The following is a 23798-nucleotide window of genomic DNA, read 5'->3' as shown; positions in this document are numbered from 1 at the left end:
AGGAAGCGCCATGCCCGAATCCCCCCTGAAGGCCACGCACGAATCCCTCGGTGCCTCATTCACCGACTTCGGCGGCTGGGTCATGCCCCTGAAGTACGGCTCCGAGCTCGAGGAGCACCGTGCGGTACGCGAGGACGTCGGCATCTTCGACCTCTCCCACATGGGCGAGATCGAGGTGACCGGTCCCGAGGCCGGCGCGTTCCTCGACTACACGCTCATCTCCTCCATCTCGCCCCTCAAGGTGGGCAAGGCGAAGTACTCGATGATCGTGGATGAAAACGGCGGAATCCTCGATGACCTCATCACCTACCGCCTCGGCGAGGACCGCTTCCTCGTCGTTCCCAACGCCGCCAACACGGACACTGTCTGGCTCTCCTTCGAGGCTCGGGCAGCAAACTTCGACGTGGAGCTTGCCAACCGCAGCGAGGAGCTCGGGCTCGTTGCGGTGCAGGGCCCGCGCTCCCTCGAGGTCATCGAGCCGCTTCTCGACGCCCCCGCGGCCGACCTCCCTTACTACTCCGCCGCCCTGATGAAGCTCGACGGCGTCGACGTCATCGTCGCCCGCACCGGCTACACCGGCGAGGACGGGTTCGAGCTCATCGCCGCTTCCGCCGACACCCAGAGGGTGTGGGACGCCGTCATCGGGTCGGGGACCCCCTGCGGGCTCGCCGCCCGCGACTCCCTGCGCCTCGAGGCCGCAATGCCCCTCTACGGCCACGAGCTGACAGCCGACATCACCCCCGTGGAGGCCGGCATGGGCCGCGCCTACGCGAAGAAGGAGGCGGACTTTGTGGGCAGGACCGCGCTGGACGGGCGCGAGGCTTCGGTGGTTATCGCCGGTTTGACGTCGGATCAGCGGCGCGCCGCCCGCGAGGGGTCGGAGGTGTACCTCGGCGACGAGAAGATCGGCGTGGTCACCTCCGGTCAGCCGTCCCCCACCCTGGGCTACCCGGTCGCCCTGGCGCACATCAGCCCCGGGCACGCCGAGGTGGGAACCGCGGTGGAAATCGACATCCGCGGGCGCCGCTATCCGTTTACTATCAGTGAGACCCCCTTCTACAAGCGAAAGGACGCCTAAGCCATGGCACTGCAGCAGGATTTCTACTACTCCGAGGACCACGAGTGGATCAACGCGTCGCCGGACGAGGCCCCGGGCAAGAAAGTCCGCGTGGGCATCACCAACGTCGCCGCCGACCGCCTTGGTGAGGTCGTCTTCGCTGAGCTGCCCCAGGTCGGTGACGAGGTCACCGTGGGTGAAACCTGCGGTGAGGTGGAGTCCACCAAGTCCGTCTCCGACCTCTACGCACCCGTCACCGGCACGGTCACCGCGGTCAACGAGGACATCGACGGCAACTTCGAGCTGATCAACAGCGACCCCTACGGCGAGGGCTGGCTCTTCGAGGTGGAGGTCTCCGAGGTGGGCCCGCTGATGACGGCTGACGAGTACGCCCAGCAGAACGGCGTCTAAACCCGGGACTAATGTGTGGGGCATGACAGCCCCCCGCGACCCGTTCTTCCCCGCCGACAAATCCATCCGGGCCTCAAACGCGCCGCTCGACGTGCGCGCTTTGGGGCTCGTGGACTATGAGGAGGCGTGGCACCTCCAATCCGGTCTCGCGGCTCAGCGCGGCCGTGGCGAGATCGGCGACACCCTGCTCATCCTCGAGCACCCCTCCACCTACACCGCCGGCAAGCGCACCCAGCCCTCGGACATGCCGACGGACGGCTCCCCGGTGGTGCAGGTGGACCGCGGCGGACGCATCACCTGGCACGGAGAGGGGCAGCTGGTGGTCTACCCCATCATCAAGCTCGCGGATCCGGTGGATGTGGTGGACTACGTGCGCCGGCTCGAGGAGGCGGTCATCCACACAGTGCGCGAGGCCGGGATCTCCACCGCCGGGCGCATCGACGGACGCTCCGGCGTCTGGGTTCCCGCCAGCACCCCGGCGAAGGACGCGGCCGCGCCCACCCGCGACCGAAAGATCGCGGCGCTCGGCATCCGCATCACCCGCGGCGTGACCATGCACGGGCTGGCCCTGAACTGCTGCAACAGCCTGGATGCCTACGGCCACATCGTCGCCTGCGGAATCGATGACGCCGACGTGACCACCATGAGCCTCGAGCTCGGCCGGCCCGTACCCACGGATGAGCTGGCCGCCCCCCTCACGGATGCCCTCGACCGGGCGCTCGCCGGCGAACTGGCCGTTGCCGACCACACCTTCGGTTCCGCCCCGGACCCCTCCAAGGGGCTGCGCAGGCTGGCACGCTAGCGGCGGCACCGGCGGGTGATGTGGTTCACGTCCCTGCTTGACACAGCTACTACGGTAGAGGTTGTGACTGTTGCACCTGAAGGCCGGAGGCTCCTCCGCGTCGAGAAGCGAAATGCTCAAACCCCCATCGAGCAGAAGCCGCGGTGGATCCGCAACGCGGTGAAGACGGGGCCCGAGTACGAGGACATGAAGAAGAAGGTGTCCGGGGCGTCCCTGCACACCGTGTGCCAGGAGGCTGGCTGCCCCAACATCCACGAGTGCTGGGAATCGCGCGAGGCGACCTTCCTCATCGGCGGTGCCAACTGCTCGCGCCGCTGCGACTTCTGCCAGATCAACTCCGCGAAGCCGGAGCCGCTTGACCGCGGGGAGCCGCTTCGCGTGGCAGAGTCGGTCCGGGAGATGAACCTCAACTACTCCACCATCACCGGTGTCACCCGCGATGACCTCGAGGACGAGGGGGCCTGGCTTTATGCCGAGGTCGTGCGCAAGATCCACGAGCTTAACCCCCACACCGGCGTGGAGAATCTCACCCCCGACTTCTCCGGCAAGGCTGACCTGCTGCAGGAGGTCTTCGAGGCCCGCCCCGAGGTCTTCGCCCACAACGTGGAGACCGTGCCGCGTATCTTCCGCCGCATCCGCCCGGCCTTCCGCTACGACCGCTCCCTCGATGTCATCCGGCAGGCGCGGGACTTCGGGTTGATCACCAAGTCGAATCTCATCCTCGGCATGGGTGAGACGCAGGAAGAGGTCATGCAGGCGCTGCACGACCTCGTTGACGCGGGTACCGACATCATCACCATCACCCAGTACCTCCGCCCCGGCCCGCAGTTCCACCCGATCGAGCGGTGGGTCAAGCCCGAGGAGTTCATCGAGTACCGCGACGCCGCCTACGAGATGGGCTTCGGCGCCGTCATGTCCGGCCCCCTCGTGCGCTCCTCCTACCGTGCAGGCAAGCTTTACGTAGAGGCGATGGCGCACCGTGGCCTCGAACTTCCGGAGAACCTGCGCCACCTGGCGGAGACCTCGCAGGGTGACACCGCCCAGGAGGCCTCGACCCTGCTGGACAAGTACGGCCCATCGCAGGAAACCCCGGTGGTGACCCGCTAGACCCTACCGCGCCGGTTTACGGCCGGAGCGCGCGACAACGCCGCACTCCCCCGAGACGCAGTACGGGGAGGTGGGGCGTTGCGTTAGGCCCTGTGGCGCTCTAGCTCAGGTCGGTGCCGCCGTTGGTCATCATCGGGCGGTCAAGGACGACCTGCGGGATCTGGAAGGCGTCGACCAGCACCTCGGACCACGGGCCCAGGGAGTCAACGAGGTCGTTGATCGCGGCCTTGGCGGCCTTGATGCGGCCCGAGGGCAGGACGTTGTGCTCCTGGTACCAGTCACCGTGGGTGACGATGGTGTCCAGCACAAACAGGTGGCGGATCTGTTCGAAGACGGGGCGGGCCGGCGAATCCTCGGGGATGGACTGCTCCGCCTCGATCATCGCCTGGACCATCATGCGGTCACCGTAGGCGACGGCGGTGGCCAAGAGGTGGTCCTGGGAACGGTCGATGACCTTGGCGGCCTCTGCGCGCTCCATCTTGCGGGCGGGCTGGACTCGGCGGACCAGGGAGCTCAGCACCTGCTCCTCCCGGGTCTGTACCACGCGCAGCTGGGTCTCGGCATCGAAGAGGGAGCCCGTACCGCTGACGCGGTCCTGGATGGACTGCACACTGGCGGAAAGACCGGAGCGGCGGGTGAGGATGTCACCGATGTTGGAGGCGACGAAGCGCGCCATGCCGAACGGGGACATCTCGGAGACCTCCTTGCCGTACGCGGTGAGGAGGTTCTTGCCCACGAGCTGGCGGAGAATGGTGTCGTCGCCCTCGAAGGTGGTGAACACGTCCACGTCGGCGCGGAAGGTGGTGAGAAGGTTCTCTGACATGAAGCCGGCGCCGCCGCAGGCCTCACGGCACACCTGGAGGGTGCGGTTGGCGTGGGTGGAGGCGGTGGCCTTGAAGATGGCTGCCAGGGTTTCCATCTCGCGTCCGGCGCGGTCCTGCTCATCGGTCGGGTCGGAGGTGTTCCACTCGCCGCTGTTGATCGCGTTCGTCTGGTCCTGGAAGCGCTCGAGGAGCTTGTTCTGGAACACTGCCAGGGCGTACGACCGTGCCATCGGGATGAGAAGGCGGCGACGGTGCTCGCGGTAGTCGATGAGGCGGGACTCCTCACCCGCGGAGCGGCCCTCGAACTGGCGGCGGACGTTTGCGTATTTCACCGCGATGGCGAGGCCTGCGCGGGTCGCACCGGCGGCAGAAGCACCGACGCCGAGACGACCGCGCACGAGGGTGGCCAGCATGGTGAAGAAACGGCGGTTCTTCGACTCAATCGGCGAGGAGTAGGTGCCGTCCTCGGAGACATCCGCGAAGCGGTTCAGGAGGTTCTCGCGCGGAACGCGGACGTGATCGAACATGAGCATGCCGTTGTCCACGCCGAGCAGGCCACCCTTGTGGCCGTGGTCGGAGGGGGTCACACCCTCGCAGGGGGTGCCGTCATCCTCGCGGATACGGACGATGATGCAGTGCACGCCCTTGGACTCCACCGAGTCCGGGGTGTAGAGCTGGGCGAAGACCGCGGCCCAGCGGCCGTCGCGGGCGGCGTTGCCGATGTAGGCCTTCTTGGAACCCGGCGTCGGGGAGTTGATGATGAACTCCTGCGTCTCCGGGTCGTAGGTTGCGGTGGTCTCCAGCTGCTGCACGTTGGAGCCGTGGCCGATCTCCGTCATGGCGAAGCAGCCCAGCATCGACAGATCCATCGCACCCTGCGCGAACTTCACGTGGCGTTCCGTGCCCAGGGCATCGATCGCGCCGCCCCACAGACCGAACTGCACGCCGGACTTGATGCAGGCGGAGTTGTTGATCTGCGCGATGAGCTCCAGGGAGGACACGCCGGCAGCCACCTCGCCGGATCCGCCGTTCATCGGCGAGAAGGAGTCCTGGATGTTTCCTGAGTCGGCGATCGCCTGGACGTTCTCCAGGTTGTCGGCGCGGATCTCGTCGAGGGACCCATCGATCTTCGGAAGGAAGGATGCGTTGTTGAGCAGCGGGCGCACGGCGTCCTTGCGCTCCTTGAAGGGGCCGTCGAGAACGTCGGCCAGGCCTCGCACGGCGGCCCGGTCCGGGGTGGAGGGCAGGGTGGCCGGCTGATCCTTCTCCGGCTTGGCCTCCGCCTTCTTGTGATCGGTCGGGCCTACAACGGCCTGCTCCGGAACCGGGTTCTTCTGGATGTCGTCCTTGGTGGGAGATGACATGGGGTGTCCTTTCGGGGCTGTGGTGCTTGTGATGCCTGAGGTGCGCGGGAAGCGGGTGCCCGGGTGCGCGCCCGGGCGGGTGGGCTAACGCTCGATGATCGCGACGACGCCCTGGCCGCCTGCGGCGCAGACGGAGATGAGGGTGCGGCCGCCACCGTTTTCAACCAGGGTCTTGGCGGCGGTGGCAAGGATGCGTGCACCGGTGGCCGCGAACGGATGGCCGGCGGCGAGCGAAGAGCCCTTGACATTGAGCTTCGAGCGGTCGATGGAACCGAGGGCGCCGTCGAGGCCGAGGCGCTCGCGGCAGTACGTGTCGTCCTCCCATGCCTTGAGCGTGGAGAGCACCTGGGAGGCGAAGGCCTCGTGGATCTCGTAGAAATCGAAGTCCTGCAGCGTCAGGCCGTTGCGCTCCAGCATGCGGGGAACGGCATAGGTCGGCGCCATGAGCAGGCCGTCGCGGCCGTTGACGAAGTCCACCGCAGCGATCTCGGAGTCGACGATCCACGCCTGGGCCTCCAGACCGTGCTCCCGGCCCCATTCCTCGGTGCCGAGGAGGACGGCGGAGGCGCCGTCGGTAAGCGGCGTGGAGTTGCCGGCGGTCATGGTTGCCGTGCCGCCGTGCTGCACCGCATCCTTCTTGCCGAAGACGGGCTTGAGCGTCGAAAGCTTCTCGACGCTCGAATCCGGGCGCAGGTTGGTGTCGCGCTGCACGCCCAGGAAGGGAGTGACGAGGTCGCTGAAGAAACCCTCGTCGTAGGCCTTGGCGAGGTTGCGGTGGGAGGCCACGGCCAGCTCGTCCTGCGCCTCGCGCGGGATCTCCATCTCGCGGGCGGTGATCGCCGCGTGCTCACCCATGGACAGGCCCGTGCGGGGCTCACCGTTCTGCGGCGCCTCGGGAGCCAGCTGCCCCGGCCGGATGGACCCGGCGAGCTTGAGCTGATCGAGCGGGGTCTTGGCGTTGGAGAGCTTGATCAGCGTCTTGCGCAGGTCGTCGTTGACGGCCAGCGGGGCGTCGGAGGTGGTGTCCGTACCGCAGGCGATGCCGGACTCGACGCGGCCGAGCGCGATCGCGTCGGCCACCTGGATAGCGGAGGTGAGGCTGGTGCCACAGGCGTGCTGGATGTCGAAGGCCGGCGTGGTGGGGGCCAGGGCCGAACCGAGCACGGACTCGCGCACCAGGTTGAAGTCGCGCGCGTGCTTAATCACGGCACCGCCCACGACCTGGCCGATCTCCTCGTCCTGCAGACCGTAACGCGCCACGAGACCATCGATGGCCGCGGTGAGCATGTCCTGGTTGGAAGCGTTCGCGTACTCCTTGTTGGAGCGGGCGAAGGGGATGCGGTTGCCGCCCAGAACGGCGACCTTACGGGGCTGATTCACGGTCAGTAGTCCTTACTTATTCGAGGGGCGGTGAGAGGTAAGCGAATTCGATGGATTATCGATGTACTTCACATTACTGTTATCGCTGTATTGTAAGCTACATCACGAACGAAACAAATTGGTAGCCTTAGTTACTACCTTACGACTTCAGCCCCCGTTGCCACACGCTTTCGGGGAACCACTCACAAGGAGAACACCGTGGCCAAAAAGAGCTTCATGGAACAGCTGATCAACTCCCCCATCGCCGCCAAGGTCGGTGTCCCCCAGGGTTACCCCCTGCGCCGCTACAAGCAGGGTGAGCCCCTCCTCCACGGCCCCGTCGTCGTCGGTGGCGAGGGCCGCCTGCGCCAGGCCCTGGACACCACCCTTGCCGGCCCGTACAAGCTGATGAAGGCCGAGGCCGACACCCCGCGCGCCGGCATGGTCTTCGATGCCACGGGGATCACCGCCCCGGAGCAGCTCGAGCAGCTCTTCGACTTCTTCCAGCCGCAGATGCGCAAGGTCACGGACAATGCCCGCCTTGTGGTCATCGGGACCACTCCGGAGCTGCTTGACGACGCCGACGCGCGCATCGCCGCCCGCGCCCTGGAGGGCTTCACCCGCTCCCTCGCGAAGGAAATGCGCAAGGCCGCAACCGTGCAGCTCGTCTACGTGGACCCCGCCGTCGATTCCGCCAACTTCCAGGGCGTCGAGTCCACCCTGCGCTTCCTCCTCTCCGGTAAGTCCGCCTACGTTGACGCCCAGGTCATCCGCGTCACCGCCGCCGGTGCAGACATCCCCACCGACTGGGACAAGCCCCTGGCCGGCCGCCTCGCGGTGGTCACCGGCGCAGCACGCGGCATCGGCGCCGTCATCGCCGAGGTGCTCGCCCGCGACGGCGCCAAGGTCATCTGCATCGACATCCCGCAGGCCGGTGAGGGCCTCACCGCCACCGCCAACAAGGTCAAGGGCACCGCGCTGCCCCTCGACGTGACGGACCCGCGGGCCGCGGAGGAGATTGCCAAGCACGCCGAGGAGCGCCACCACCAGAAGGTGGACATCCTCGTGCACAACGCCGGCGTCACCCGCGACAAGCTCCTGGCCAACATGGATGAGTCCCGCTGGAACATGGTGCAGAACATCAACCTCGTCGCCCCGGTGCGCATCACCGAGAAGATGATCGAGCTCGGCGCCCTCGGCGACAAGCCCGCCGTCATCGGCGTCTCCTCCACCTCCGGCATCGCCGGGAACCGCGGCCAGACCAACTACGGCACCACCAAGGCCGGCATCATCGGCTTCGTCGACTCGCTCAAGGACAGCCTGGCGGCCCTCGGCGGCAACATCAACGCCGTCGCCCCCGGCTTCATCGAGACCGACATGACCGCCGCGATGCCGACCGGCCCGCGCGAGATCGGCCGCCGCGCCAACTCCATGCAGCAGGGTGGCAAGCCCGTCGACGTCGCCGAGACGGTCGCCTACTTCGCGTCCACGTCCTCCACCGCCGTGAACGGCAACACCGTCCGCGTCTGCGGCCAGAGCATCCTGGGAGCGTAAGACCATGACCACCGCACAGAGCACGGCACGCTACGAGGTCCTCCCCTCCATCCCGGACCTGGGCAAGGTGATGCGCAACATCGTCGTCGGAATGTCCCCCGTCGGTGGAACCGACCACGTGGCAGACAAGGATCCCCAGTCCCGCCTGGAGGTCCGCGGAGTGACCGTCGACGTGGACAATCTCGCCGCGTACTCCCGCGCGACCGGCCTCCGGCTCGGCAACGACCTGCCACCGACCTACCTCTTCGTCATCGGTTTTCCGCTGACGATGGAGCTCATGAGCCGCCCCGACTTCCCCTTCGCCCCCGTCGGCGCGGTGCACGTGGCCAACGTGATCACCCAGAAGCGCGCGCCGCGGGTGGACGAGACCTTCACGGTGCGCGCCCACGCCGAGAACCTCAGGCCCCACCGAAAGGGCCTGCTCATCGACATCGTCACCGAATTCTTCGTCGAGGGTGAGGGACCCCTCGGTGAGCCGGTCTGGTCGCAGACCGCCACCATGCTCTCCCAGGGCACGTCTTTTGCCAAGAACGCCCCCGTCAGCCTCACCACCCGCGGGCTTGACGACGCCCGCATGCTGCCGAAGCCGGAGACCCCCGAGGTGGCCGCCAACGCGCAGTGGAAGTGGACGCGCGACAACGTCCGCGCCTACGTGGACGCATCGGGCGACTCGAACCCGATCCACACCTCGAACCTGGGCGCCAAGGCGTTCGGCTTCCCGTCGGTCATCGCGCACGGGATGTATTCGGCCGCTTCCGTGCTCCAGCTCCTCGAGGGCAGGCTCGGCGGTGCGCTGCGGTATTCCGTGGAGTTCCACAAGCCGGTTGTGATCCCGGCCCGCGTCGCGGCCTGGGCCCTTCCGGGCTCCGCCGGCGACGGGTGTAGCACCAGCATCCAGCTGCGCAGCGCTTCCAAGCCGGAGAAGCTCCACCTCAACGCCGAGGTGACGCAGCTGTAAGCGGTTGAAGGGACGTCGAAAAGCGGTGCCGCTCTGACGAGCGCGCCGCTTTTTCCCATTTCAGGCGAGTGCAATAGAGTGGTGACCATGGCAGATTCGAAGAACAAGGTGGCCAGCAGGTCCATCAAGGCCGAACAGCGCGAGGCGAAGCGCGCGAAGCGCAGGAACACGCAGAGCCAGATCTGGCAGGCGTTCCAGATGCAGCGCAAGAGGGACAGCAAACTTATTCCGCTCATGGTGCTGTCCGTGGTGGGAATGGCGCTGCTGTTCTTCCTCATTGGTCTGCTGTGGCACGGCCAGTGGTACATGCTCGTTCTGGGCATCCTCGTTGGCGCGGTCCTGGCCATGTGGCTGTTCAGCCGCCGGCTGGAGCGCTCCATGTACGACGAGGTGGGTAACCAGCCCGGCGCCGCCGCCTGGACGCTGGAGAACATGCGCAGCTCGATGGGCATCGCCTGGATCACCAAGACCTCCGTGGCGGCGACGCCGCAGATGGACGTCGTGCACCGCGTGGTGGGCAACCCCGGTGTCGTACTCGTCGGAGAGGGCAACCGCAACCGGCTGAGGAAGCTCATGGAACGCGAGTCCAAGCGCGTCGACCGCCTGCTGGCCGGCGTGCCGATCCACGAGATCTACATCGGTGACGGCGAGGGGGAGACCCCGGTGCGCGACCTGCAGAAGGCGATGCTCAAGCTGCCCAAGGACTTCAAGAAGGACGAGGTCTACGCCATGTCGGCCAAGCTCGACGCCATGGACGCCCGCGCCGCTAACCGCCCCGCGGGCCTGCCTGGCGGGCCCATGCCGCGCCAGGCGCAGTCCATGTCCGGCATGAACCGGCGCATGCGCCGCATGCAGGAGCGCAAGGGCAAGTAGCACCCCCTCTTCGAATCCCCCCCTCTACAACACAGACGCCGCCCCCACCCCGGGGCGGCGTCTGTGCTTTCTGGCCGTTCAAAGAAAAAACGCCCCTGTTCTGCTGCAGAGCTGGGGCATCCGGGGCGGGCGCTCAGGCGCGGATGACGGTGGTCCCGGTGGCGCGGTCGTGCATCCCACGTCCGTTCGCGTCGACCATCGCCGCCGGCAGGATGAACATCGTGAACAGGGTCCGCAGCGCGGCGCGCCCGAGGCCGACGCGCTCGCCGGGGGCATCGAGACGCGCGACGCCCATGCCCAGAAGCGCCATCCCCGGGGTGCGCGCGAACAACCAGCCGCAGACGATGCCGAGAACCACCCAGAGCAGAAGCGTGAGCGTGGCCGTGTCACCCAAGGCGGCGGTGTTGAGGTGGATGAATCCGGCGATGACCCAGCACAACACCCAGTCAATGATGACCCCGCCCATGCGGCGGGCCACGGAAGCCTGGGCCCCGGGCCCCTCCTTGGGCAGACCGAGGGTCTCCCCGGGGTAGGAGCCGTACGTTTCCCCCTCGTCGAACTGCTCCGGTAGTTCAGGCCCCTCGCGCCAGCTTTGCTTTGTGCTTGCCATGGGCTCAACCCTACTAACCAGCGCTTCGCCCGTGGAATCCGTGGCAGCTGTGAGACCTCTGGAGGGAACGTGAAGCGTACGCGTTGTTGGGAAATTCGGTCCTCCCCGGCTGTAGACTGTCTACATTCAATTGAGCCAACCAAGGGAGTTAGACCGTGGCATTCGAGAATATCGACGAGGTTAAAAAGTTCATCCAGGATGAGGGTGTCGAGTTCGTCGACGTTCGCTTCACCGACGTCCCGGGCACCGAGCACCACTTCTCCATCCCCGCCTCGATGTTCGACGAGGACGTGGTCGAGGACGGTCTCGCCTTCGACGGCTCCTCCATCCGCGGCTTCACCACCATCGAGGAATCCGACATGACGCTCATGCCGGACCTCGCCACCGCGAAGCTTGACCAGTTCCGTGCCGCGAAGACCTTGAACGTGAAGTTCTTCGTCAACGACCCCTTCACCCACGAGGCGTTCTCCCGCGACCCGCGCAACGTGGCCCGCAAGGCCGAGGAGTATCTCGCCTCCACGGGCATCGCCGACAGCTGCCTCTTCGGTGCCGAGGCCGAGTTCTACCTCTTCGATTCCATCCGCTACCAGGTCGACGACCACCAGTCGTTCTACAACATCGAGTCCGAGGAGGGCTGGTGGAACCGCGGTCGCGAGACCGAGCTCGACGGCTCCCCCAACCTCGGTTACAAGAACCGCGTCAAGGGCGGTTACTTCCCCGTCCCGCCGTACGACAAGACGGTGGACATCCGCGACGCGATGGCCCTCAACCTCACCGAGGCGGGTTTCGCGATTGAGCGCTTCCACCGCGAGGTGGGCAACGGCGGCCAGCAGGAGATCAACTACCGCTTCAACACCCTGCTCCACGCGGCCGACGACCTGCAGGACTTCAAGTACATCGTGAAGAACACCGCCACCCAGTTCGGCAAGACCGCCACCTTCATGCCCAAGCCGCTTGCAGGCGACAACGGTTCCGGCATGCACGCCCACCAGTCCCTGTGGAAGGACGGCGAGCCGCTCTTCTACGACGAGTCCGGTTACGGCGGGCTGTCGGACACCGCCCGCTACTACATCGGCGGCATCCTGGAGCACGCGGGTTCCGTGCTGGCGTTCACCAATCCGACGCTGAACTCCTACCACCGCCTGGTGCCCGGCTTCGAGGCCCCGATCAACCTGGTCTACTCGCAGCGCAACCGCTCCGCGGCCATCCGCATCCCCATCACCGGCTCCAACCCGAAGGCCAAGCGCATCGAGTTCCGCGCGCCGGACCCCTCGGGCAACCCCTACCTCGGCTTCGCGGCCATGATGCTCGCCGGTATCGACGGCATCAAGAACCGCATCGAGCCGCACGCTCCGGTGGACAAGGACCTCTACGAGCTTCCGCCGGAGGAGGCCAAGGAGATCCCGCAGGCTCCGACCTCGCTCGAGGCGGCCCTGAAGGCCCTCGAAAACGACCACGACTTCCTCACCGAGGGCGACGTGTTCACCGAAGACCTTATCGAGACCTACACCCGCCTGAAGTACGACCGCGAAATCGCCCCGTCGCGCCTGCGCCCGACACCGCTCGAGTTCGAGATGTACTTCGACTGCTAGAGCACGCTTAGCGACGCCACAACCCCCGCCCGGGAGATTCCGGGAGGGGGTTTGTCGTTCTACCGCTCCCCCGCCATCTCCCGAATAGCCTGCTCAATGGAGACACCCGGGTGATTTTCGCGGTATCTCTTGACCTCCCGCGCACTCGGTAACGGATGCGGCAGCGGCTCCGAACTGCCTGCCGTCGGCGCGAGCAGAACCAGGGCGAGGCCTGCCGCTACCGCGACGACCGCCCAACCGGGGTGCCCGGCCGCCCACACCACTGGCCCACCCGCGACAAGGAGCGCCGACGGGACCGCGTACATCCACTCTTTGCCTGTCATGCCGCCACCCTACCGGCGAGCGTTGACGTCGACGGTGAATCCCGCGACCCTCCCCCGGGAGGTGAACTGCCACATTGTGGGCACCTGCTTGCCGACGCCCCCCGGCCACCCTCCCGGAAACACGTCCCGCGGAGCACCGGTGGAATTCTGTCCGTAGGAGGCCAGCCACAGCGCCCCGAACGGCCGGGTGTCCGCGTTGAACATGCGCCAGCGCCACCATCGCGGGTGGGTGTAGACGCCGGCCACGTCCACACCGGCACCGGTGAAGAGAGCGTGGGCCGCGGAGACGTCGGCAAGCGAAAGGCCCGCGGGGGTCTCGCAGTCGAGCCACAGCGGGACACGCGCGCCGTCGAGGACGGCAAGGGATGCCTCGACCTGCTCGGCCACGCCCGTCCCCTCGGAGGGGCTGCGCAGGTAGTGGTAGGCCTCCACCTCCAGCCCGGCGCGACGGGCATCCTCCAGGTGCGAGGCGAAGACGCGGTCGCGGTAGGTTCCGTCGGTGGTGCGGATGACCACGAACTCGATGCCCTCCCCCGCCGCCCGCTCCAGCGGGAGCCCGTCCTGGTGCTCGGAGATGTCGATGCCGAAGCGCATCAGCGCTTCTTCAAACCCAGGCGGGGTTCGAAGGCCGCCGGGTGGCGGCGCTGCGCGGCAGCGTCGGCGATGGCGAGGCGCCACTTGGGGTCCTGCACCGGCATCTGGGAGATTGGGAACCACCCCGCCTCCGTGTTCTCGTCGTCCCTGGCTGCGGGCACGGCGGACGGGTCCTCCGGCTCGAGCCGCAGCTGCACCGACATATAGCTGGCCACGTCTCCGTTGACGTGTGTGACCGGCCCGACGGCGCCCACGCCCAGCAACGCGGCGGGGCGGGCCGCGATGCCGGTTTCCTCCCGCACCTCGCGCACAGCGGCGTCGTGTGGCTCCTCGCCCGGGTCAGCGATGCCCGTCACCGGGGTCCATTGCCCGTTGTCTGCGCGCTTGACCAGGAGCACCTCCGGGACGGCCCAGGCGGACTCCGTCTGGGCGTCGCGGAGCACAATCGCCGCCACCGAGGGCACCCACATCGGGTCCGTTCCGATCTTCTTCCGCGTCTCAACGATGAACTCTGGAATGGGCATGAAGACACCTTTCGTCGGGCGGGCCGGGCACAATGGTTCCCCATCCTAGTTCCGCTAGACTGCTATCCATTATGAGCACCGTTCCCCCCTCCTCACCCGACGCGGATCCACCGTCGCAGGACCACCACGCGGAACCCGAAACGGTAGCTCCCGCGGAGGCGGGGTCGACCGCCCGGAAGAAGCCGCCGCTGATCCGGCGCGTGCCGGGGGCCGTGTTCACCACCGCGTACGGGGCGCTGCTCGTCGGGGTTGTGGTCATGGGTGTGCTGCTCGCCAGCCACGAGTCAGATGCCGAGCAACCCGCGGCGCGCGTCGACCGGCCCGCCCGGCCCGTGCTGCCCGCCGAGACGAGCGAGAGCAACGTCGAATCCAGCCTGCGCCCGAACCTCATTGCCGGTGCGGAAACCGCCCGCACCGCCACGGGGGTCACGGTGACGGGGACCATGAGCCAGGCGGCGGAGGACAACACCGCCGAGTTCTCCGGTCACGTCGCGCGCCTGCTGGAGCAGAACTGCATCGACAACATGACGGTGCGTACCCAGGACAACATGAGGATCAATTTCTGGGGCTTCTGTTACTCCTCGCTGCCCCCGACGACTGTTCAAACGTACGTCGATAAGGCGCTGGAGGAAGGGGCCCAGCACGTCTCGTTCTACTTCCACCCGGGGCGGATGTACGAGCACTCGGCCGCGATCACGTGGACGGAGGATTCCGAGGACGGTGCGAAACACGTCATGGAGGGCTGGGAGGACACCCCCCTCAAGGAGGGCCTGAACAGGCTGACCATGGTCGCCTACGGCCCGGAGACAGTGCACGTCGCATACCGCTACGAAAACGACTACGTGGTCGATGACGCGCCGACGGGCGAGAAGTTCAAGGAGGAGTACGGCGTGCCGACGCCCGCACTCCCCCGCCCCGAATAGCTCACCACTCCTGGGTGACCCACTGTGAGTCGGGCACAACCATGTCGAGGACCCGCATCATCTCCTCCTCGCCCGTGTAGGACATCAGACGCGGGTTGTCCATCCCCTCAAAGCAGGGTTCCGTGCTTCGCCCGGCCTCGGTGCCGGAAACGACGCCGATGATGGTGGCGCGGCCGCCGATGTCGCGGAAGACCGGCCCACCGGAGTCGCCCTTTGCCGCGCAGACCGCCGCGATGTCACCGCGGGTCTCGCGCTCCTCGTTTGTGTCGGTGGTGATGATCTGCACCCGACCCGTATCCTCGAAGCGGCCGCAGGTGTAGCCGGTGGTTCCACCGGTCTTGCACACCGTCTCCAGGGGAGCGGTGACATCGACCGCCACACCCGTCTCGATGGGCGCGCCGACAATCTCCATGTAGCGCGCGGGGTCGGTAATCTGAATGACCCCGACATCGATGTTCGGTGCGCCCGGGCTGTAGAGGCCCGAGTAGACGAAGCGGCCCGCTTCACGGGCGTAATCCGACGCGGTTGAGGCGTTCGTCGGCCACACCAGGTCGCCCTCGCGGCCGCAGTGGCCGGCGGTGACCGCGAAGTCGCGGCCCTCTGCGTCAGAGAAGCTGAATGCCACTGTGCAGGACTGGGCCGTGAAGGACTCGCCCGGCTGCGGGTAGTGGTCGGTGGTCTGGATCAGGGTCCCCGGCGCCCAGGCAGCAAAGGCGGGCACCCGCACCACGTTGCCGGACCCTGCGGGCCCGGGCACTCCGGCATCGGGGGCGCCGGCAGGTGGCGGAGTCTGCACGGCCTCGCGGGCGCGACGCTCCTCGACAGCCCCCGGCGGCAGGCGGGAGGTGCTCACCCCGCCCCACACGATGAGCGCCACGGAAACCACGGCGACAACGAGCACCGCCGTCCACGCGCCCGCACTCAGCCCGGGGGCACGGGGCGGCACCGGACGGTTAGGCTCGCTCACCCTCGCCGCCCCGCTCATCGGCTTCCTCCGCCGCCGACGGGACGGCGGCCGCCTCCACCTCAGGGCCCGCCTCGCCCGAAGGGCCCGCCTGCGCGTTCTTCAGGTCGCGGAGGAACTTTTCCGGATCGAAATCGGTGTGGTACTCCGGCCCCATAAACTGCTCCTGGCCCATGTTTCCCGCCTTTCCGCCCGAACTAGACGTCCGTGTTGTCGATGGTCGCGGCGATGAACTCCTTGACCGCCTCCGCGTCGTTGGGCAGGTCGGTGACGTGGCGCCCGGCATCCATGATTGTGGCAAAGCGCTCCGGCACCTCCGGCTCGCGGCCGAGGGCCTCGCGGATGGTGTCGGCGAACTTCACGGGCAGCGCCGTCTCCAGCACAACGATCGGGGTGTCCACCATCTCCGCCACCGCACGGGCGACGAAGACGCCGTCCGCGGTGTGCGGGTCGATGACCACGCCGAACTCGCGCTCCACGTCGGCGATGGTGGCCACGCGGTCGGCGTGGGTGGAGGTGCCGGAGAGGAAGCCGAACTCGTCGCGGATCCTGTCCATGGTGCCGGGTTCGACGGTTCCGCTGACGTCGTCAAGCGAGAAGCCCCCGTCCTTGACCTGGACGGCGAAGAGGTCCGCGGTTGCGTGGGCGTTGCGGTCCACGGCGTCGAAGATGAGGCGCTCGAAGTTGGAGGCCTTGGAGATGTCCATCGACGGCGAGGAAGTGCTGTGCGTCTCCGCGGCGGAGCGGGGGCGGTAGTGGCCTGTGGTGAAGAACTCGTGGAGAACGTCGTTCTCGTTCGTCGCCACGATGAGCTTGTCCACGGGCAGGCCCATCTGCTTGACGACGTGCCCCGCGAACACGTCGCCAAAGTTGCCGGTGGGCACGGAGAAGGAGATGCGCTCCTCGTTGGACTCCGTCACCCGCAGGTAGGTGGAGATGTAGTAGACGGTCTGGGCCAGAATCCGCGCCCAGTTGATGGAGTTGACCGCCCCGATGCGGTACTTCGCCTTGAAGGCGGGGTCGGAGTTAACCTCCTTGACCACGTCCTGGCAGTCGTCGAAGACACCGTCGAGGGCGATGTTGAACACGTTCGGCTCGTCGAGGCCGAACATCTGCGCCTGCTGGAAGGGTGTCATCCGCCCGCGCGGGGTGAGCATGAAGACACGGATGTTGTCGCGCCCGCGCATCGCGTACTCAGCGGAGGAACCGGTGTCGCCCGAGGTGGCACCCAGGATGTTGAGCTCCTCGGCGCGGCGGTTGAGCTCGTACTCCAGCAGCTCACCGAGCAGCTGCATCGCCATGTCCTTGAACGCGGCGGTCGGACCCTCGGAGAGGTGGGCGAGGTACATGCCGTCGCCGAGCCCGCTGACGGGGACGATCTCATCGGTGGAGAAGGCCGGGGTGCTGTAGGCGCGCGCCGTCATGGCCTCAACCTGGTCGTCGGGGATGTCGTCGGCGAAGAGCTTGACCACCTCGGCGGCCAGCGCGGCGTAACCCTTCTCCGGGAGCAGGCGGCGCCAGTCGTCGAGAAGTTCGGGCGTGATTCGCGGGTACACGGCGGGGAGGTAGAGGCCGCCGTCGGGCGCAAGGCCGCTGATCAGGATGTCGGTGAACTTGGCCGAAGTCGAGGTCGTGTCGCGCGTCGAAATGTAATCCACACCGTCACACTTTACGGGCAGTGAGCGGGCCCCGGGGCTAGTGGGATAGTTTTTAAGGCTATGGCCTCTCCGACTTCTCCCCACCCCCGCGAGCAATTAACCGCCAAAGCCGTGACCGTGTGGCTCGGAGCCGTCCTCGTCTACGTGGCCGCCATTCTGGGCCGCACGTCCTTCGGTGTCGCGGGTGTCGCGGCCATCGATCGCTTCGGGGTCGACGCCTCGCGCATCGCGGTGTTCACCGCCGTCCAGGTCGGTGTCTACGCCCTGGCCCAGATCCCGGTCGGCGTGCTCATCGACCGCTACGGCCCGCGCCTGCTGCTCGTCGCCGGCGCGCTCATCATGGCCGTCGGGCAGATCACCCTCGGCCTCACCGATTCCTACGCCGTGGCGATCGTCGCCCGCATCCTCATCGGCGCCGGCGACTCCACCGCCTTCCTCTCCGCCCTGCGCGTCCTGCCGTACTGGTTCCCGCTCAAGCACACACCACTGTTCACGCAGCTCACCGCCTCGCTCGGCCAGCTGGGTCAGTTCCTCTCGGCGATGCCCTTCCTCTGGCTGCTGCACGCCCAGGGCTGGACGACGGCCTTCGTCTCCCTCGGCGCCCTCGGTGCGCTGATCGGCATCGTCGCCGGCATCGCAGTGGCCGACTCACCCGAAGCCTCCGGGCTGAGCAAGGAGGCCCGGAGGGAGCGAAAGGCGGAGCTGAAGGCCCAGCGCACCCCGCTGGGCGAGATCCTGAAGACTGTGCTGCGCTCCCCGCTGTGCTGGGAAGCCTTCTGCATCCACGGCTTCTCCATGTTCTTCATGCTCAACTTCACCCTGCTGTGGGGCATCCCCCTGGCCACCCTGGGCATGGGCCTGAGCCCGAGCCAGGGCGGGATGATCCTCACCGTCTACACGGTGGCGACGATGCTCTCCGCACCCTTCCTCGGCCCCCTCTCGGCGCGCGCGGGCAAGAACCGCGACCTGGCCGCGCTGACCATCGCGGCCATCCACTGCGCCGTCTGGGTCTGGTTCTTCGCCTCCCCCGAGCCGCGTGGCTACGCGTTCATCCTGGCGCTCATGGTCCTCATGGGCTTTGCCACGCCGACGTCGAACTACGGCTTCGACACCGTCCGCGAGGACATGCCGCGCACCATGGTCGCCACCGGCACCGGGCTGGGAAACATGGGCGGCTTCGTTGCCGCGATGATCTCCTCCCAGGTGGTCGGGCTTCTCCTCGACCACTCCGCTCCGGGCGGCGACTACGGCTGGGGCGACTTCCGCTTCGCGTGGATCGCGGTCTTCGCCATCTGGGCCGCCCTGGTCATCGGCCTGTTCGTCTCGCGCCACTTCGTCCTGCGCGGGCGCCGCGGCCACTCCGGGGGCAGCGTGCGCATCGTCAGCGAGAGTTAATCCCCCGGCGCGCTACGGACGCGGGGGCTCCTGCCGGCCCGTGAGGATGTCGATCACGCTGCGGATCGCCGCGTCCCCCAGCTGCGGAAGGGGCGAGTGCGGTGCGGGCGGACGCTGCGCGGCGTACCCCCCGGCCGCCTGCGCCCCCGGCGAGTGCGCACCGGGCGCACCGGGCGCGCTGGGCTCCACGCTCACGTGAAGGGTGGTGTCCTCCAGCTCGAGCTTCGCACGTTTGTCGACGCCCGCCACCCGCGCCGCCTCCACCAGCGCCACTAGGTCGGCGAAGGTCGCATTGTCCAGGTCAACAGTCAGGTTCACAGCCATGAACGCCACCTTAGCGCCGCACGGGCGCGCGGCGCATCGGGGAAAACCCCGGTGTCGCCTCCCTGCTCACGGCATGGCGTCGTGCTCGCGCGAGGGTACCTCGCCCCAGAACACTTCCTCCACCACCCGGTGCGCCCGGCGCGTCGTGCGCAGGTAGTCCTCCAGGAACTCCTGCTGGTCCTCAGGTGCGTAACCCGCGGAGCCCGCCACCTGCGCAAGCTGCGGGCCCGGGGCGGGGAGCTGGTCGGTACGTTTGCCGCTGACGAGCACGAGGGCGTTGCGGGCGTGGGTGGCGGCGAGCCACGCGTCACGCAGGATGCGCGCCTGCCCCGGGGAGAGCACGTCCGGGTCAGCGAGCTCCTCCAGGTAATCAAGGACCTCGAGGGTCGAGGTGTTGTGCAGCCCCGGGCGCTCGTGAGCGTGCATCATCGTGATCAGCTGCACGGTCCACTCGATGTCGGCGAGGCCCCCGCGGCCCAGCTTGGTGTGTGTGGACTTGTCGGCGCCGCGCGGGAGGCGCTCGTCGTCCACCCGCGCCTTGATGCGCCGGATCTCGCGGATGTCGGCCTGGCTCGCCCCGCCCGGCGGGTAGCGGAACGGGTCGATGGCCGCGAGGAACCTGGCGCCGACCTCCCTGTCGCCCGCGACGCACGTGGCGCGGAGCAGAGCCTGCTTCTCCCACGCCTCGCCCCATTCCCGGTAGTAACGCTCGTAGGACGCGACGGTGCGCACGACCGGACCCGAGCGGCCCTCGGGGCGCAGGCCCAGGTCCACCTCGAGCGGCGGATCCCCCGAGGGCTTGGACAGGCGGGTGCGCATCGCGTCGACGATCTTCACCGCCCAGGCGATGGCCCCGGACTCCTCCTCCCCCTCGGCAGGCTCGGCGACCACCATGACGTCCGCATCGGAGCCGTAGCCGAGTTCCCCGCCCCCGAGGCGGCCCATGCCGATGATGCTGATGCGCGCCCGGGGCTCCTCGAGCCCGCTGGCGGCGAGGTCGGCGCGCACTTCGGCGCGCAGGGCCGCCTCGAGCACGCCCTCCCACACCCAGGACAGCTCCGTGCACACCTCGCGCACGTCCATGAAGCCGAGCAGGTCCGCGGCGGCGATGCGGGCAAGGTCGGCGCGCCGGAGGCTGCGCGCCACGGCGACGGCGCGGTCGGGGTCGTCGTAGCGCTTGGTCGCGGCGACGATGGCGTTGTAGGCCTGGTCGGGGGCGGCGTCGAGAAGCTTCGGCCCCTGCGCCCCGTCACCGAGCAGCTGCACCACCTCGGGCGCGGAAATGATCAGGGCCGAGGTGTAGGGCGAGGTGCCCAGGATGCGCATGAGGCGCTGCCCCACGACGCCCTCGTCGCGGAGTATGCGCAGGAACCAGCTCTTGTCCTCCGCGGCTTCAGACAGCTTGCGGTAGTTCAGCAGGCCCGCGCCGGGGTCGGCGGTTCCGCCGAGCCAGTGCATCAGGCTGGGCAGGAGAATCTCCTGCAGCCGGGCCTTGCGGGAGCTGCCCTTGACCAGGAAGCTGAGGTGCTCGTAGGCGCGCGCGGGGTGGCGGTAGCCCAGCGCCTTGAGCTGATCCTTCACCGCGTCGGCCGAGAGCGTGACCTCGCCGGCGCTCATCCCCACAACCGCGTTGAGCAGCGGGCGGTAGAACAGCTTTTCGTGCAGGTCCGCCACGCTGCGACGGTAGGAGCGCAGGGTGGCGTCCATCTGCTCGGCGGCGGAGTGGCGCGCGTCCGGGGCGAAGCCGGAGGCCCGGGCGAGCCAGCGGCGCGCCTTGTCGTCCGTGGCCGCGGGCAGGGTGTGGGTGCGCTTGAAGCGCTGCAGCTGGAGGCGGTGCTCCAGGAGCCGGAGGAAGCTGTAGGCGCCGATGAGCTGGCGCGCGTCCTCGCGGCCGACGTAACCACCCTCCATGAGCTTTTCCAGGGCCTCGACCGTGTTGAGCACGCGCAGGGACGTGTCCACGCGGCCGTGCACGAGCTGCAGGAGCTGGACCGCGAACTCCACGTCGCGCAGTCCCCCCTCGCCCAACTTGAGCTCGCGCCCGCGCATCTCCGCCGGGACGTTCTCCAGCACCCGGCGGCGCATCGCCTGGACGTCCTCCACGAAGGACTCGCGCTGCGATGCCTGCCAGACGAGCGGCGCCAGCGCCCCGACATAGTCGGCACCGAGCCCGGTGTCCCCCGTCATGGGCCGCGCCTTGAGCAGCGCCTGGAACTCCCAGGTGTGGGCCCAGCGCCTGTAGTAGGTGACGTGGCTGTCGAGGGTGCGCACCAGCGCCCCGGAGCGGCCCTCCGGGCGCAGGTTTGCGTCGACCTCGAAGAAGCACTCCGTGCCGATGCGCATCATCTCGCTCGCCGCGCGCGTGGCCTTCTGGCTCGCCGGCTCGGCGACGAAGATGACGTCGACGTCCGAGATGTAATTCAGCTCCCCCGCCCCGCACTTGCCCATCGCGAGCACCGCCAGGCGCGCGTCCGGTTCCTCGTCCCCGTATACGCAGCGCAGCGCAACCGCCAGCGCCGCGGTGAGCGCTGCGTCGGCGCAGGCCGTCAGGGCGGCGGTGACGCGCTGGTAGCCCACGCCCGAGCCGGATGTGTCCCCGTCCCCGGTGACGCTGCCCACCATCGTTCCCGCCAGGTCGGCGGCGGCGATGCGCATGATCTGCGTGCGGTACGCGTCGCGCAGGGCGGTCCTGGCCACCGCCCCGTCCGCGAACTCTGGCGCGGCGCGGTACGTCCCCGCGGTAGACAGGTCGGGCGATGCCGCATTGCCCTCCGCCTCCACGGGCGCGGCACCCACGGCGCCCAGCATCACCCGCATGAGGTCCTCGCGCCCCGGCAGCTCCCGGGCCAGGGCCTCCCACTGCTGCGGGTGGGCCACGAGGTGGTCCCCGAGGGCGGTCGAACCCCCGAGCAGGGCGAGGAGCCGGGTGCGCAGGGTGGGGTCGTCGTCAAGCGATGCCTTGAGCTTCGCGTACCCGTCGCCCAGCGCGTCGGCGAGGCGAACGGCGGTGTTCAGCGCTAGGTTGGGGGCGCCGACGTGGCTGAGCACCTCGAGCAGGGCCGGGTTGTCCCACCCGAGGTCCTCCAGGTCCTGCGCGGCGCGCGCCCCGGTCAACCCCAGCGCGGAGGGGGATGCAATCTCGCGGCGGGCCATGGTTAGAGGTCCAGCCCGTTCTCGACCTCCCAGGGGGTGACCTGGGAGGTGTAGTCGTGCCATTCGTCCCACTTGGAGCGCAGGTAGAAGTCGAAGACCTGCTCACCGAGCACCTCAGCCATGAACTCCGACTTCTCCAGGTGGCGCAGCGCCTGGTCCAGGGAGGTGGGAAGGTCGCGGTAGCCCATTGCGCGTCGCTCCCGGCGCGTCAGCGCCCAGACGTCGTCGCGGGCGGGCTCGTCGAGGTCGTAACCCTCCTCGATGCCCTTCAGCCCGGCGGCGATCACCGCGGAGAAAGCGAGGTAGGGGTTGCAGGCGGAGTCCAGGGAGCGCACCTCGGCGCGGCGGGACTCCGCCTTGTCCAACCGGTAGGTGGGCACGCGGACCATGGCCGAGCGGTTCGAGATGCCCCACGTGGCGGCCGTCGGGGCCTCGGAGCCGAACTGCAGCCGCTTGTAGGAGTTCACCCACTGGTTTGTCACCGCCGAGATCTCGTTTGCGTGGGTGAGGATGCCCGCGATGAACTGCCGGCCCGTGGCGGACAGCGAGATCTCATCGTCCGGGTCGTGGAAGGCGTTGGTCTCGCCCTCGAACAGCGAAAAGTGGGTGTGCATGGCGGAGCCGTCGAGGTCCGGGAAGGGCTTGGGCATGAACGTCGCGTGGACGCCGGAGGCCTCGGCGATCGTCTTCACGATGTACTTGAAGGTGATGATGTTGTCGGCCATGCCCAGCGCGTTGGTGTGGCGCAGGTCGATCTCCTGCTGCCCGGCGCTCGCCTCGTGGTGCGAGAACTCGGTGACGACCCCCATGTACTCCAGCGCGGAGATCGCTTGACGACGGAATTTCGGCGCCTCGTTCCGCTTCGCCTGGTCGAAGTACCCGCCTTTGTCCGCCGGCCGCGGGCCGTCCCCAACGAAGGCGTCCTTGACCAGATAGAACTCTATTTCCGGGCTGGCCATCACGTCGAAGCCGAGGTTCTTCGCCTTGGTCAGCTGGCGGCGCAGGATGTGGCGCGGGTCGGCGTAGAGCGGGTCGCCGTCGGGCATCGTGATGTCACAGAACATCCGGGCCGTCTGCAGCCCCTCGTCCTCGTCGAAGGGCAGCGACTGGTAGGTCGAGGGATCCGGGCGCAGCAGGGTGTCGGATTCGGAGATGCGGGAGAACCCCTCGATCGACGAGCCGTCGAAGCCGACGCCCTCGTCGAAGGCCGCCTCGAGCTCCGCCGGGGACATCATGATCGTCTTCAGGGAACCGAAGATGTCCGTGAACCAGAGGCGGATGAACCCGATGTCCTGCTCGCTCACCTTGCGCAGGACGTTTTCCTGTTGGCTAGTCATACCGACCCACTCTAGCGCCAGCTTTACTGCCTGAAACGGCCCCGCCCGGCGGGTAGGATGGCCCGGAAACCGGGCAAGCAACGACCGGCACC

At 68.0% G+C, this 23798-nt stretch carries 21 protein-coding genes; 10 read left to right on the top strand and 11 right to left on the bottom strand.

What is annotated here, in order from left to right; genetic code table 11:
• Positions 1 to 10 precede the first annotated feature (10 nt).
• From gcvT to lipA, 4 genes are all read left to right on the top strand, one after another.
• The gene (gene gcvT / locus B3611_RS06290) at positions 11 to 1078 is read left to right on the top strand and encodes a glycine cleavage system aminomethyltransferase GcvT (RefSeq protein WP_291314225.1); all 1068 of its coding nucleotides are present in this window, start codon (positions 11 to 13) and stop codon (positions 1076 to 1078) included.
• A gap of 3 nt (positions 1079 to 1081) precedes the next feature.
• Positions 1082 to 1468: a glycine cleavage system protein GcvH gene (gene gcvH / locus B3611_RS06285; protein ID WP_291314224.1), complete on the top strand. Its 387-nt coding sequence runs from the start codon at positions 1082 to 1084 to the stop codon at positions 1466 to 1468.
• Between the two features lie 22 nt (positions 1469 to 1490).
• A complete protein-coding gene (gene lipB, locus B3611_RS06280) occupies positions 1491 to 2270 on the top strand; it encodes a lipoyl(octanoyl) transferase LipB (RefSeq protein WP_291314223.1) in 780 nt (259 codons plus the stop codon).
• 63 nt (positions 2271 to 2333) lie between these two features.
• Complete coding sequence (lipA, locus tag B3611_RS06275; RefSeq protein ID WP_291314222.1) at positions 2334 to 3377, top strand: lipoyl synthase; 1044 nt, start codon at positions 2334 to 2336, stop codon at positions 3375 to 3377.
• A gap of 100 nt (positions 3378 to 3477) precedes the next feature.
• Here lipA and B3611_RS06270 read toward each other — a convergent pair whose 3' ends face one another.
• Together B3611_RS06270 and B3611_RS06265 are read right to left on the bottom strand one after the other, a co-directional pair.
• On the bottom strand, positions 3478 to 5565 hold the full coding sequence (locus B3611_RS06270; RefSeq protein ID WP_291314221.1) for an acyl-CoA dehydrogenase family protein: 2088 nt from the start codon (positions 5563 to 5565) through the stop codon (positions 3478 to 3480).
• Positions 5566 to 5649: 84 nt separating this feature from the next.
• Positions 5650 to 6951, bottom strand: coding sequence for an acetyl-CoA C-acetyltransferase (locus B3611_RS06265; RefSeq protein ID WP_291314267.1), 1302 nt, complete (start codon positions 6949 to 6951; stop codon positions 5650 to 5652).
• 192 nt (positions 6952 to 7143) lie between these two features.
• Between B3611_RS06265 and B3611_RS06260 the strand changes: the two genes are divergently transcribed.
• The 3 genes from B3611_RS06260 to B3611_RS06250 all read left to right on the top strand — a co-directional run bounded on the left by B3611_RS06260 (position 7144) and on the right by B3611_RS06250 (position 10309).
• On the top strand, positions 7144 to 8478 hold the full coding sequence (locus B3611_RS06260; protein ID WP_291314220.1) for a 3-oxoacyl-ACP reductase: 1335 nt from the start codon (positions 7144 to 7146) through the stop codon (positions 8476 to 8478).
• Positions 8479 to 8482: 4 nt separating this feature from the next.
• Positions 8483 to 9436 (top strand): MaoC family dehydratase, encoded by a 954-nt coding sequence (locus B3611_RS06255; protein ID WP_291314219.1) that lies wholly within the window; start codon positions 8483 to 8485, stop codon positions 9434 to 9436.
• An 87-nt stretch (positions 9437 to 9523) separates the two neighbouring features.
• Complete coding sequence (locus B3611_RS06250; protein ID WP_291314218.1) at positions 9524 to 10309, top strand: DUF4191 domain-containing protein; 786 nt, start codon at positions 9524 to 9526, stop codon at positions 10307 to 10309.
• A gap of 133 nt (positions 10310 to 10442) precedes the next feature.
• Here B3611_RS06250 and B3611_RS06245 read toward each other — a convergent pair whose 3' ends face one another.
• Entirely contained in the window at positions 10443 to 10919 is a 477-nt protein-coding gene (locus B3611_RS06245) for an RDD family protein (protein WP_291314217.1), read from the bottom strand.
• Positions 10920 to 11074: 155 nt separating this feature from the next.
• On the opposite strand from B3611_RS06245, the gene glnA reads away from it, so the two are divergent.
• Positions 11075 to 12511 carry a type I glutamate--ammonia ligase gene (gene glnA, locus B3611_RS06240; RefSeq protein WP_291314216.1) on the top strand — a complete coding sequence of 479 codons (1437 nt, stop codon included), beginning with the start codon at positions 11075 to 11077 and terminating at the stop codon, positions 12509 to 12511.
• A gap of 332 nt (positions 12512 to 12843) precedes the next feature.
• On the opposite strand, the gene B3611_RS06235 is transcribed toward glnA, so the two are convergent.
• Positions 12844 to 13428 (bottom strand): glycoside hydrolase family 25 protein, encoded by a 585-nt coding sequence (locus B3611_RS06235; RefSeq protein WP_291314215.1) that lies wholly within the window; start codon positions 13426 to 13428, stop codon positions 12844 to 12846.
• Complete coding sequence (locus B3611_RS06230) at positions 13428 to 13952, bottom strand: NUDIX hydrolase (RefSeq protein WP_291314214.1); 525 nt, start codon at positions 13950 to 13952, stop codon at positions 13428 to 13430. The genes B3611_RS06235 and B3611_RS06230 overlap by 1 nt, the downstream gene beginning before the upstream one ends.
• Positions 13953 to 14023: 71 nt before the next feature.
• On the opposite strand from B3611_RS06230, the gene B3611_RS06225 reads away from it, so the two are divergent.
• Positions 14024 to 14875: a hypothetical protein gene (locus B3611_RS06225; protein ID WP_291314213.1), complete on the top strand. Its 852-nt coding sequence runs from the start codon at positions 14024 to 14026 to the stop codon at positions 14873 to 14875.
• A 1-nt stretch (position 14876) separates the two neighbouring features.
• On the opposite strand, the gene B3611_RS06220 is transcribed toward B3611_RS06225, so the two are convergent.
• The 3 genes from B3611_RS06220 to thrC are packed head-to-tail and all read right to left on the bottom strand — an operon-like array spanning position 14877 to position 17497.
• Positions 14877 to 15842 (bottom strand): trypsin-like serine protease, encoded by a 966-nt coding sequence (locus B3611_RS06220; protein ID WP_291314212.1) that lies wholly within the window; start codon positions 15840 to 15842, stop codon positions 14877 to 14879.
• Complete coding sequence (locus B3611_RS06215; RefSeq protein ID WP_291314211.1) at positions 15829 to 16014, bottom strand: hypothetical protein; 186 nt, start codon at positions 16012 to 16014, stop codon at positions 15829 to 15831. Before B3611_RS06215 ends, B3611_RS06220 begins: the two co-directional genes overlap by 14 nt.
• A gap of 22 nt (positions 16015 to 16036) precedes the next feature.
• Positions 16037 to 17497, bottom strand: a complete 1461-nt coding sequence (thrC, locus tag B3611_RS06210) for a threonine synthase (RefSeq protein ID WP_291314210.1) — start codon at positions 17495 to 17497, stop codon at positions 16037 to 16039.
• Between the two features lie 60 nt (positions 17498 to 17557).
• Here thrC and B3611_RS06205 point away from each other — a divergent pair, with 60 nt between their 5' ends.
• Positions 17558 to 18892 carry an MFS transporter gene (locus B3611_RS06205; RefSeq protein ID WP_291314209.1) on the top strand — a complete coding sequence of 445 codons (1335 nt, stop codon included), beginning with the start codon at positions 17558 to 17560 and terminating at the stop codon, positions 18890 to 18892.
• Positions 18893 to 18904: 12 nt separating this feature from the next.
• Here B3611_RS06205 and B3611_RS06200 read toward each other — a convergent pair whose 3' ends face one another.
• The 3 genes from B3611_RS06200 to B3611_RS06190 all read right to left on the bottom strand — a co-directional run bounded on the left by B3611_RS06200 (position 18905) and on the right by B3611_RS06190 (position 23706).
• The gene (locus tag B3611_RS06200) at positions 18905 to 19216 is read right to left on the bottom strand and encodes a hypothetical protein (protein ID WP_291314208.1); all 312 of its coding nucleotides are present in this window, start codon (positions 19214 to 19216) and stop codon (positions 18905 to 18907) included.
• A 66-nt stretch (positions 19217 to 19282) separates the two neighbouring features.
• Complete coding sequence (locus B3611_RS06195) at positions 19283 to 22369, bottom strand: bifunctional [glutamine synthetase] adenylyltransferase/[glutamine synthetase]-adenylyl-L-tyrosine phosphorylase (RefSeq protein ID WP_291314207.1); 3087 nt, start codon at positions 22367 to 22369, stop codon at positions 19283 to 19285.
• Positions 22370 to 22371: 2 nt separating this feature from the next.
• Complete coding sequence (locus B3611_RS06190) at positions 22372 to 23706, bottom strand: glutamine synthetase family protein (protein WP_291314206.1); 1335 nt, start codon at positions 23704 to 23706, stop codon at positions 22372 to 22374.
• Positions 23707 to 23798: the final 92 nt, after the last annotated feature.

Source organism: Corynebacterium sp. UBA2622 (assembly GCF_002339505.1).
Classification (GTDB): domain Bacteria; phylum Actinomycetota; class Actinomycetes; order Mycobacteriales; family Mycobacteriaceae; genus Corynebacterium.
Note: the sequence above shows the minus strand (reverse complement) of the source record. Positions and strands in the feature narration are given on the sequence as shown.

Excerpts from the sequence above, each read along its gene's own strand:
- B3611_RS06205 (WP_291314209.1), top strand. The coding sequence starts at position 17,558 with ATGGCCTCTCCGACTTCTCCCCACCCCCGCGAGCAATTAACCGCCAAA.
- B3611_RS06215 (WP_291314211.1), bottom strand. The coding sequence starts at position 16,014 with ATGGGCCAGGAGCAGTTTATGGGGCCGGAGTACCACACCGATTTCGAT.
- B3611_RS06195 (WP_291314207.1), bottom strand. The coding sequence starts at position 22,369 with ATGGCCCGCCGCGAGATTGCATCCCCCTCCGCGCTGGGGTTGACCGGG.
- B3611_RS06250 (WP_291314218.1), top strand. The coding sequence starts at position 9,524 with ATGGCAGATTCGAAGAACAAGGTGGCCAGCAGGTCCATCAAGGCCGAA.
- gcvT (WP_291314225.1), top strand. The coding sequence starts at position 11 with ATGCCCGAATCCCCCCTGAAGGCCACGCACGAATCCCTCGGTGCCTCA.
- lipB (WP_291314223.1), top strand. The coding sequence starts at position 1,491 with ATGACAGCCCCCCGCGACCCGTTCTTCCCCGCCGACAAATCCATCCGG.
- B3611_RS06255 (WP_291314219.1), top strand. The coding sequence starts at position 8,483 with ATGACCACCGCACAGAGCACGGCACGCTACGAGGTCCTCCCCTCCATC.
- B3611_RS06200 (WP_291314208.1), bottom strand. The coding sequence starts at position 19,216 with ATGGCTGTGAACCTGACTGTTGACCTGGACAATGCGACCTTCGCCGAC.
- B3611_RS06245 (WP_291314217.1), bottom strand. The coding sequence starts at position 10,919 with ATGGCAAGCACAAAGCAAAGCTGGCGCGAGGGGCCTGAACTACCGGAG.
- B3611_RS06225 (WP_291314213.1), top strand. The coding sequence starts at position 14,024 with ATGAGCACCGTTCCCCCCTCCTCACCCGACGCGGATCCACCGTCGCAG.
- B3611_RS06190 (WP_291314206.1), bottom strand. The coding sequence starts at position 23,706 with ATGACTAGCCAACAGGAAAACGTCCTGCGCAAGGTGAGCGAGCAGGAC.
- B3611_RS06230 (WP_291314214.1), bottom strand. The coding sequence starts at position 13,952 with ATGCCCATTCCAGAGTTCATCGTTGAGACGCGGAAGAAGATCGGAACG.
- B3611_RS06235 (WP_291314215.1), bottom strand. The coding sequence starts at position 13,428 with ATGCGCTTCGGCATCGACATCTCCGAGCACCAGGACGGGCTCCCGCTG.
- gcvH (WP_291314224.1), top strand. The coding sequence starts at position 1,082 with ATGGCACTGCAGCAGGATTTCTACTACTCCGAGGACCACGAGTGGATC.
- B3611_RS06270 (WP_291314221.1), bottom strand. The coding sequence starts at position 5,565 with ATGTCATCTCCCACCAAGGACGACATCCAGAAGAACCCGGTTCCGGAG.